Below are 8,217 nucleotides of genomic sequence, written 5' to 3' on the forward strand. Positions count from 1 at the left end.
TGATTTGCACAAATAACATCTTATTAAATGGAAAAAAGCATTTTCAACACTGGACATCAACAAATGATTGTGGCGAGTAAAATTGTAATTGGGCTTGAGCGCGTATCTGAATTGTTCAAAGTATTACTTTGGGAGCATGCGAAAGCCACAGGATTGAGTCCCACCCAAATTCAACTTCTCATATTTATTGCTAATCACAAACCTGATTTTTGCAACGTTAGCCATTTGGCCAACGAGTTTAATGTTACAAAGCCCACCATTAGTGATGCAGTTAAAGCACTGGACAAAAAAGAGCTTATTATAAAAGATTTTTCGGGTGTTGACAATAGGAGTTATACGATTCATCTTTCTGATAAAGGTAAAACTATGGTTTCAAAAATACAGAGTTTTACAGATCCTATAAAAAAGCGATTAGTTAATCTTGATGGATTGGATAATTTGTATGCGACCTTGACCGAATTAATTTATGGACTCCATAAATCCGGCTTACTGACTGTTCAAAGAATATGTTTTGCATGTAAATTCCATGAAGTCAATGATGATAATCATCACTGTAATTTATTAAATAAGCCTTTGCAGAACAACGATATTCAACTTGATTGTCCCGAATTTGAGAGTAAATCCTCCTAAATTATTAAAATACAGTTCTTATTATTCCGTTAAAACAATTTACCACGGTGACAATTTTAAGTATCTTTCCATCTCCTGACTTCCTTTTTCAGGCTCTAAAAACATTTAATTTTGAAAAGAGCAATAGCTATATTATTTTTCTTATTCACTTCTGTTAATAGTTTTGCTAGTTATATCCTCATTCCTATGGATGCAGAAGGGCAAAAAAATCATTTGAAAGCCTATGGTATAACCTATTGGACGCTTGAAAAACAATTAAAAGTCAATTGGTTGCTTAATTATAGAGGTGGTTCTTTTTTGTTGCCTGATGCGCCTGAAATTCAACGCGAGTGTCAAATTAGAGGGGTTTCCTTTGAGGTTATTTCTGACGCAAAAACGGAAGAGATTTTAGAGCTTATCGCCAGTCCGTCGCAAAACATGGAATCTGTAGTGCTAGAAAAGGCACCAAAAATTGCGGTGTACTCTCCAAAGGGAAAACGTCCTTGGGATGATGCCGTGACCATGGTATTGACGTATGCTGAAATTCCATATGAAAGCATTTATGATGAAGAAGTGTTAAATGATGCGTTGGTACTTTATGATTGGTTGCATCTGCATCATGAGGATTTTACCGGTCAATATGGTAAGTTTTATAAAACCTACAAATCGGCGGCCTGGTATATTGAAGAAAAAAAGCAGGCGGAAGCTTTGGCAGCAAAATTAGGATATGCAAAAGTATCTGAAGAAAAATTGGCGGTGGCTTTAAAAATAAGAGATTATGTCGTTGGCGGCGGATTTATGTTTGCCATGTGCAGCGCAACGGATAGTTTTGACATTGCCTTGGCGGCGGAAGGTGTTGATATTTGTGAGCCGATGTTTGATGGTGACGCCAGTGATCCCAATTATCAGAGCAGAATAGATTATTCAAAAACCTTTGCATTTAAGGACTTCATTTTGGAAAGAAATCCAAATGTATATGAATTTTCTTCTATTGACATGACTGGTAAGCGTCAAATTTCAATGCTCACGGATTATTTTACATTAATGGATTTCTCTGCCAAATGGGATCCGATTCCGTCCATGCTTTGCCAAAACCACACCGCTTTAGTGAAAGGGTTTATGGGACAGACGACTTCTTTTACGAGAGATGAAATCAAATCCAACGTGCTCATTATGGGAGAGAATAAAACCAATGGCGAAGCAAAATATATCCATGGCATTAAAGGCAAAGGCTTTTTTACCTTTTATGGCGGACATGACCCCGAAGATTATACACATAAAGTTGGCGATCCACCAACGGAATTGGAACTACATCCGACATCGCCAGGCTATCGTTTAATTTTGAATAACGTCTTATTTCCTGCAGCCAAAAAGAAAAAACAGAAGACTTAGTGTGAAGGAGAGCTTTTTTTAGCTTTCATTTTGGTTTTTTTTAGATAATAGCTCCTTCAAACAACAATAATTTTATTTTTCCTTTCTTCATTTTCCGACGCGGTCAATAGGTCTAAAACGCAGTGCGCTCAACGTGTTGTCTATGGAAATGGCTGTTCCCGTTGTCATATTAAACCGTTCTCCTGTCACACGAATGGTGTCAAGGTTAATATCTGTTTTTACTTTTGAAGTTTCTTTTGGATACGCAAACCACAACACACTATCTGGCTTAATATACTTTAGTTGTGTGTTCAAAAAGTCAAGATACTGGTCATTTGCATTTTGTTTTTTTATTCTCATACGTTATTTGGGCAGAGAGCAGGAACAGGTGTATGCAATAGAGTCAAATCATATACTTCCTGTTTCTGAATATCTTCTGTTCGGAGTTCTTTTGGGAATTATGGTGGCGGTTGTCTATACGATTGTTGAATATGTTTTTGATAGATTTAGGTCCAAATCTTTAAATTTAGGACTCATTCTTCTGACCAAGTCCGTAATTTATTTCGTATTTCTGATCTTTTGTTTGAGCATTATGGCTTCTCTAGCTGAAGATTATTTCAATATTGACTTCCCAAATCAACGCGGGTGGTCGCTTTCCAATAAAATATTTTGGATGGTAACCGCGTATTTTACCATTTGCTCCTTATTATTTTCATTTATAAGACTGGCCAATGACAAATTTGGGAAGGGCATTATCTTTAAAATGCTTATCGGTCGTTATAAGAATCCGCGAGAAGTGGATAAAATCTTTATGTTTCTGGATCTGAAATCTTCCACAATGCTTGTGGAACAGTTAGGAAATTTAAAATAAAGTGAGCTCATTCAACACTGTTTCTTCTATCTCAACAAGATTATTGATAGATACGATGCTGAAATATACCAATATGTTGGCTTTGAAGCTGTGCTAAGTTGGAGTCCAAAATGAGGAGTCCGGCACTTGAATTGAATCATTTGTTTTTTGATTTCGAACGAAAACTAAAGAGGCACTCCAAATACTATCAAAAAAAGCATGGCATGCAACCCGATTTAAGTCAGGTTTACATTGTGGTAAAAGCATCATTGCTGAAGTTGGTGCCGTAAAAAAGGAATTGGCCTATCACGGCGATGTGTTCAATTCCAAATCGTGCATTCAAGAAAAAATGAAATGAATACAAAGGAGTCCCTGCTCATCTCAGACGATCTATTAAAACAACTTAACTTGACCTTCAATTATTAGGTAATTTCTTTTGGCGATGACTTATTGAAAGGTAAAACAGAAGATCTTAAGATTTTCGCCATTCATAAAAGATAGATTGTTTGTGGCGATTTTGAAATCCAATAAGATAGAATTCATAGATGTTGTATTGTCACCACACTATTAGAGTAGGAGCATAGCGCATTCCTTAGACCAATCTAAATGCCATTTAAAATGGTTGAGTTTATAAAAAAAAATCCGATTCAATTAAGAACCGGATTTTTATAAGCGAAAAATGTGTTTGTTATTTTGGCGAAACGCCTATTTTTTAATTTTTTTGGCAATGGCTTCAAAAGCATCAGGATGGTTCATCGCTAAATCTGCAAGAACTTTACGGTTCAATTCGATGTTGTTAGCTTTGATTCCTCCCATGAATTTTGAATAAGACATTCCATGAATTCTGGCTGCTGCGTTAATACGCGTAATCCATAATGAACGGAAATTTCTCTTTTTTACTCTACGGTCTCTGTACGAATATAACATCGCTTTGTCAACCGCGTTTTTAGCTACTGTCCAAACGTTTTTACGTCTTCCAAAGAAGCCTTTTGCTTGTTTAAGAACCTTTTTTCTTCTGGCTCTTTTTGCTACTGAATTTACTGATCTTGGCATTTCTTAATTGTTTTTTGTAGTAGGCGGTCATTTTGTTTTCGACACTTGAGTTCAAAAATCTAAAATCAACAATCGTTAATCGGAAATCTTTGAGGCCTAACTCCAGGGTTTATAAATTATTTTAACCAGTTAAAACTGATGTTACTTTAAACGCAACATAATTTTAACATTATTCATGTCGGCCTCGTGAACTAATGTCCATTGAGTCAAGGCTTTCTTACGCTTTTTAGATTTTTTCGTTAAGATATGACTCTTAAAAGCGTGTTTTCTTTTAATCTTCCCAGTGCCCGTTACTTTAAAACGTTTCTTAGCACTAGATACTGTTTTCATTTTCGGCATTTTCTCCTAAATTTAAATTTACTTTTCGCTTATTATCTTTGTACACCTTAGTCTTAGCAGAGGTGTTATTTTTTTTTATTCTTAATAGTTCGGCAGCAAAGCTTACTTCATAGCAAAGCCTGTCAAATGTAACAGAGCTTTTCAAATGGTAGCTGAGCTTGTCGAAGCTATTTCTTTTTAGGTGCAATGAACATGGTCATTCGCTTTCCTTCTAATCTTGGCATTTGTTCAACCTTACCATATTCTTCAAGATCTTGGGCTAATTTTAATAGTAAAATTTGTCCTTGCTCTTTAAAAACAATAGAACGTCCTTTAAAAAATACAAACGCTTTTAATTTTGCACCTTCCTTAAGAAACTTTTCTGCGTGTTTCTTTTTGAATTCGTAATCATGCTCATCTGTTTGAGGACCAAAACGGATTTCTTTAACAACAACTTTAGTCGCTTTAGACTTTAATACCTTATCGCGCTTCTTTTGTTCATAGAGAAACTTCTTGTAATCCATTACCTTACATACGGGCGGATCGGCTTTTGGTGATATCTCAACCAAATCTACTTCCTGCTCTTCAGCAAATGCTAAAGCTTGTTTGGTGGTGTATATACCAGGTTCAACATTATCTCCGACAAGTCTTACGTTCTCGGCTCTAATGCTTCTGTTAATCTTATGAAGCTCCTCCTTTTCAGTTCTTTTGAAGCTACCTCTGTTTCTACGAATTGCTATGGCTTATATATTTTAGTTAAACTTAATTTTATTGTTTGAAGGTTTTTAAAGTCTTATTTACTTCTGTGTCAATGATTTTTTTGAAGTCTTCTACGCTTATCATGCCTAAATCTTCACCTCCGTGTTGACGCACAGTAATCTTGTTTTCTTTCTCCTCTTGCTCGCCAATGATAATCATATAAGGGATTTTGGCCATTTCCGCCTCACGGATTTTCTTACCAATAGTCTCGTTTCGATTATCTGCGAGGGCGCGAATTTCGTCATTTTCTAGCAAATTTAAAACTTTTTCGGCGTATTTTTCATATTTCTCACTAATTGATAATACGATGGCCTGAGTTGGCATCAACCAAAGTGGGAAATTACCACCGGTATGTTCCAGCAAAATAGCTATAAAACGCTCCATACTTCCAAACGGCGCACGGTGAATCATAACCGGTCTGTGCAACTCATTATCGCTACCTTTATAGGTCAGGTCAAAACGTTCCGGTAAATTATAATCAACCTGAATCGTTCCCAATTGCCAACTTCTTCCTAAAGCATCCTTGACCATGAAATCCAATTTAGGACCATAGAAAGCAGCTTCGCCAGTTTCTACCACATAATCCAAACCTTTATCTATGGCCGCATTAAGGATCGCAGCTTCAGCTTTTTCCCAGTTTTCATCACTACCAATGTATTTCTCAGGAGTGTTCGGATCTCTTAAAGAGACCTGTGCCGTAAAGTTTTCAAATCCTAATGACCCAAATACATAAAGTACCAAGTCGATAACATTTTTAAACTCTTCGTCCAATTGATCTGGCATACAGAAAATATGGGCGTCATCTTGCGTAAAACCTCGTACACGAGTTAGGCCGTGAAGTTCCCCACTTTGCTCGTAACGATATACCGTTCCAAATTCCGCATAACGTTTAGGAAGCTCTTTATAGGAGAATGGTTTTGCATTATAAATTTCACAATGGTGTGGACAGTTCATCGGTTTCAACAAAAACTCTTCACCTTCAACAGGCGTATGGATCGGCTGAAAACTATCTGCGCCGTATTTCGCATAATGGCCAGAAGTCACATAAAGTTCTTTCTGTCCAATATGAGGGGTAACCACCATTTCATAGCCGGCTTTCTTTTGGGCTTTCTTTAAAAAATCCTCAAGACGTTCACGTAAAGCAGCACCTTTTGGCAACCATAATGGTAAACCTTGCCCTACTTTTGATGAAAACGTGAACAGTTCTAATTCCCTGCCCAGTTTTCTATGATCGCGTTTTTTTGCTTCTTCAAGTAAATGAAGGTATTCTGTGAGGTCCTTTTGCTTCGGAAATGAAATTCCGTAAACCCGAGTTAATTGTTTGTTCTTCTCATCACCTCTCCAATACGCACCAGCAACAGACATTATTTTAACGGCCTTAATAATGGACGTATTTGGAATATGTCCGCCTCTGCATAAATCCGTAAAGGTGTCATGGTCACAAAATGTGATCGTACCATCTTCAAGATTCTCAATCAACTCAACTTTATACTCGTTGTTTTGAGACTTATATAAGGATAAGGCATCTGCTTTAGATGCCGAACGCATACTAAACTCATGTTTGCCTCTGGCGATTTCGAGCATTTTATCTTCAATCGTCTTGAAATCCTTATCAGAAAGCGATTGATCGCCCAAATCGATATCATAATAAAACCCATTCTCAATGGCAGGGCCAATAGAAAGTTTCACTCCTGGATATAACTCCTCAAGCGCTTGCGCCAAAACGTGTGCTGATGAATGCCAGAATGCTTTTTTGCCTTCTTTGTCATTCCAGGTATATAATATGAGCGCACCATCCGATGTTAATGGGGTGTGAGTTTCTACCGTCGTTCCATTAAAACTCGCGGAAATGACATTTCGGGCGAAGCCTTCACTTATACTCTTAGCAACATCCATTGGTGTTACATTATTCTCAAATGGTCTGACAGTTCCGTCGGGTAGCGTGATATCAATCATATTATCTCTTAATATTTAGGAGCACAAAGATAAGAGGTTAAATGCTTTCATACAATATATATATAGTTATAAATATTACAGTCAATAAACTTCGAGCAGCGTAGTGAAGGTTTCAATTGGCAATTATTCAAAACGGATTCCTATAATATGAGTGATAAAGGAAGTGTATGTATAATATACGCTTATATAAGGTATAGCTTTTATATGATATTAAGGAGTGTTTATTTCATTTGGGCGTTTGGTTCCCCGAAAAGGGTAACCACCACGCTCTTGCCCCTCACTTTTGGGTTCGCTTTTCGGCGCCCACAAAGAGTTCAAGCAAAGGGCTCCATCGCTAACGCGGCTTAGTTAGAATTTAGAAAGTGAGAGCGATTGTATTTAAAGAGGAAGATTCTCTTTGTACTAAATTTTATCCTGTCTCAAGTATGAACAGGTATTGGTGTACATCAGTTCTGAAAGAAATCATAGATGATCATAAACAATCAGCGTCACCCGCCTGAACGTACGGGCAGGTCAGCGTTCCATTCCTTAAGTTCATGTAGTTTTCCACTTATATATAATAAGGAGTATTTGTTTGGTTTGGGCGTTTGGTTCCCCAAAAAGGGTAACCACCGCGCTCTCGCCCCTCACTTTTGGGTTCGCTTTTCGGCGCCCCCAAAGAGTTCAAGCAAGGGCTCCATCGCTAACGCGGCTTAGTCAGCATTTATAAAATGAGAGCGATTGTATTCAAAGAGGAAGATTCTCTTTGTACTAAAGTTTATCCTGTCTCAAGTATGAACAGGTATTGGTGTACATCAGTTCTGAAAGAAATCATAGATGATCATAAACAATCAGCGTCATCAGTGTTCCATTCAGCGTCACCCGCCTGAACGTACGGGCAGGTCCGCGTTCCATTCCTTCAGTTCATGTAGTTTTCCACTTATATATAATAAGGAACAGTTTATTTCATTATGGCGTTTGGTTCCCCGAAAAGGGTAACCACCGCGCTCTCGCCCCTCACTTTTGGGTCCGCTCTTCGGCGTTCCCAAAGAGTTCAAGCAAAGGGCTCCATCGCTAACGCGGCTCAGTTAGCATTTATAAAATGAGAGCGATTGTATTTAAAGAGGAAAATCCTCCATTTACTAAAGTCCAATCATGATACAAGAAAGAGTAGCCATTGCTCTCCATCAGTTTTGAAAGAAATCATATTCAATCATACCCAATCAGCGTCATCCGCGTTCCATTCGTTCAGTTCATACAGGTGTCGACTCCTATATATAATAGGGATAGGGTTCCAATTCTCATATAATATAAGGAACAGT

Annotated in this window: 8 protein-coding genes; 3 read left to right on the plus strand and 5 right to left on the minus strand. The window is 37.6% G+C overall.

Annotated elements, in window-relative coordinates; all coding sequences use genetic code 11:
• The first annotated feature begins 27 nt into the window (after positions 1-27).
• Both ACOH2D_RS18015 and ACOH2D_RS18020 read left to right on the plus strand, forming a co-directional pair.
• The gene (locus ACOH2D_RS18015) at positions 28-630 is read left to right on the plus strand and encodes a MarR family winged helix-turn-helix transcriptional regulator (RefSeq protein WP_449536136.1); all 603 of its coding nucleotides are present in this window, start codon (positions 28-30) and stop codon (positions 628-630) included.
• A 186-nt stretch (positions 631-816) separates the two neighbouring features.
• On the plus strand, positions 817-2,001 hold the full coding sequence (locus tag ACOH2D_RS18020; RefSeq protein ID WP_348036951.1) for an asparagine synthetase B: 1,185 nt from the start codon (positions 817-819) through the stop codon (positions 1,999-2,001).
• An 87-nt stretch (positions 2,002-2,088) separates the two neighbouring features.
• On the opposite strand, the gene ACOH2D_RS18025 is transcribed toward ACOH2D_RS18020, so the two are convergent.
• Positions 2,089-2,340: a hypothetical protein gene (locus ACOH2D_RS18025; RefSeq protein ID WP_348036939.1), complete on the minus strand. Its 252-nt coding sequence runs from the start codon at positions 2,338-2,340 to the stop codon at positions 2,089-2,091.
• Positions 2,341-2,347: 7 nt separating this feature from the next.
• On the opposite strand from ACOH2D_RS18025, the gene ACOH2D_RS18030 reads away from it, so the two are divergent.
• Positions 2,348-2,851 carry a hypothetical protein gene (locus tag ACOH2D_RS18030; RefSeq protein ID WP_449536137.1) on the plus strand — a complete coding sequence of 168 codons (504 nt, stop codon included), beginning with the start codon at positions 2,348-2,350 and terminating at the stop codon, positions 2,849-2,851.
• A 684-nt stretch (positions 2,852-3,535) separates the two neighbouring features.
• Here ACOH2D_RS18030 and rplT read toward each other — a convergent pair.
• The 4 genes from rplT to thrS form a co-directional block, all read right to left on the minus strand.
• Positions 3,536-3,883, minus strand: a complete 348-nt coding sequence (gene rplT, locus ACOH2D_RS18035; RefSeq protein WP_348036943.1) for a 50S ribosomal protein L20 — start codon at positions 3,881-3,883, stop codon at positions 3,536-3,538.
• A 141-nt stretch (positions 3,884-4,024) separates the two neighbouring features.
• Entirely contained in the window at positions 4,025-4,222 is a 198-nt protein-coding gene (rpmI, locus tag ACOH2D_RS18040) for a 50S ribosomal protein L35 (RefSeq protein ID WP_348036945.1), read from the minus strand.
• Positions 4,223-4,389: 167 nt separating this feature from the next.
• Positions 4,390-4,941 carry a translation initiation factor IF-3 gene (infC, locus tag ACOH2D_RS18045; protein ID WP_348036953.1) on the minus strand — a complete coding sequence of 184 codons (552 nt, stop codon included), beginning with the start codon at positions 4,939-4,941 and terminating at the stop codon, positions 4,390-4,392.
• 28 nt (positions 4,942-4,969) lie between these two features.
• Complete coding sequence (thrS, locus tag ACOH2D_RS18050) at positions 4,970-6,916, minus strand: threonine--tRNA ligase (protein WP_449536138.1); 1,947 nt, start codon at positions 6,914-6,916, stop codon at positions 4,970-4,972.
• Between the last annotated feature and the right edge of the window lie 1,301 nt (positions 6,917-8,217).

This window comes from Gelidibacter sp. (genome assembly GCF_053579655.1).

Coding starts and splice junctions, on each gene's coding strand:
- ACOH2D_RS18015 (WP_449536136.1), top strand. CDS start 28: ATGGAAAAAAGCATTTTCAACACTGGACATCAACAAATGATTGTGGCG.
- ACOH2D_RS18020 (WP_348036951.1), top strand. CDS start 817: ATGGATGCAGAAGGGCAAAAAAATCATTTGAAAGCCTATGGTATAACC.
- ACOH2D_RS18025 (WP_348036939.1), bottom strand. CDS start 2,340: ATGAGAATAAAAAAACAAAATGCAAATGACCAGTATCTTGACTTTTTG.
- rplT (WP_348036943.1), bottom strand. CDS start 3,883: ATGCCAAGATCAGTAAATTCAGTAGCAAAAAGAGCCAGAAGAAAAAAG.
- rpmI (WP_348036945.1), bottom strand. CDS start 4,222: ATGCCGAAAATGAAAACAGTATCTAGTGCTAAGAAACGTTTTAAAGTA.
- thrS (WP_449536138.1), bottom strand. CDS start 6,916: ATGATTGATATCACGCTACCCGACGGAACTGTCAGACCATTTGAGAAT.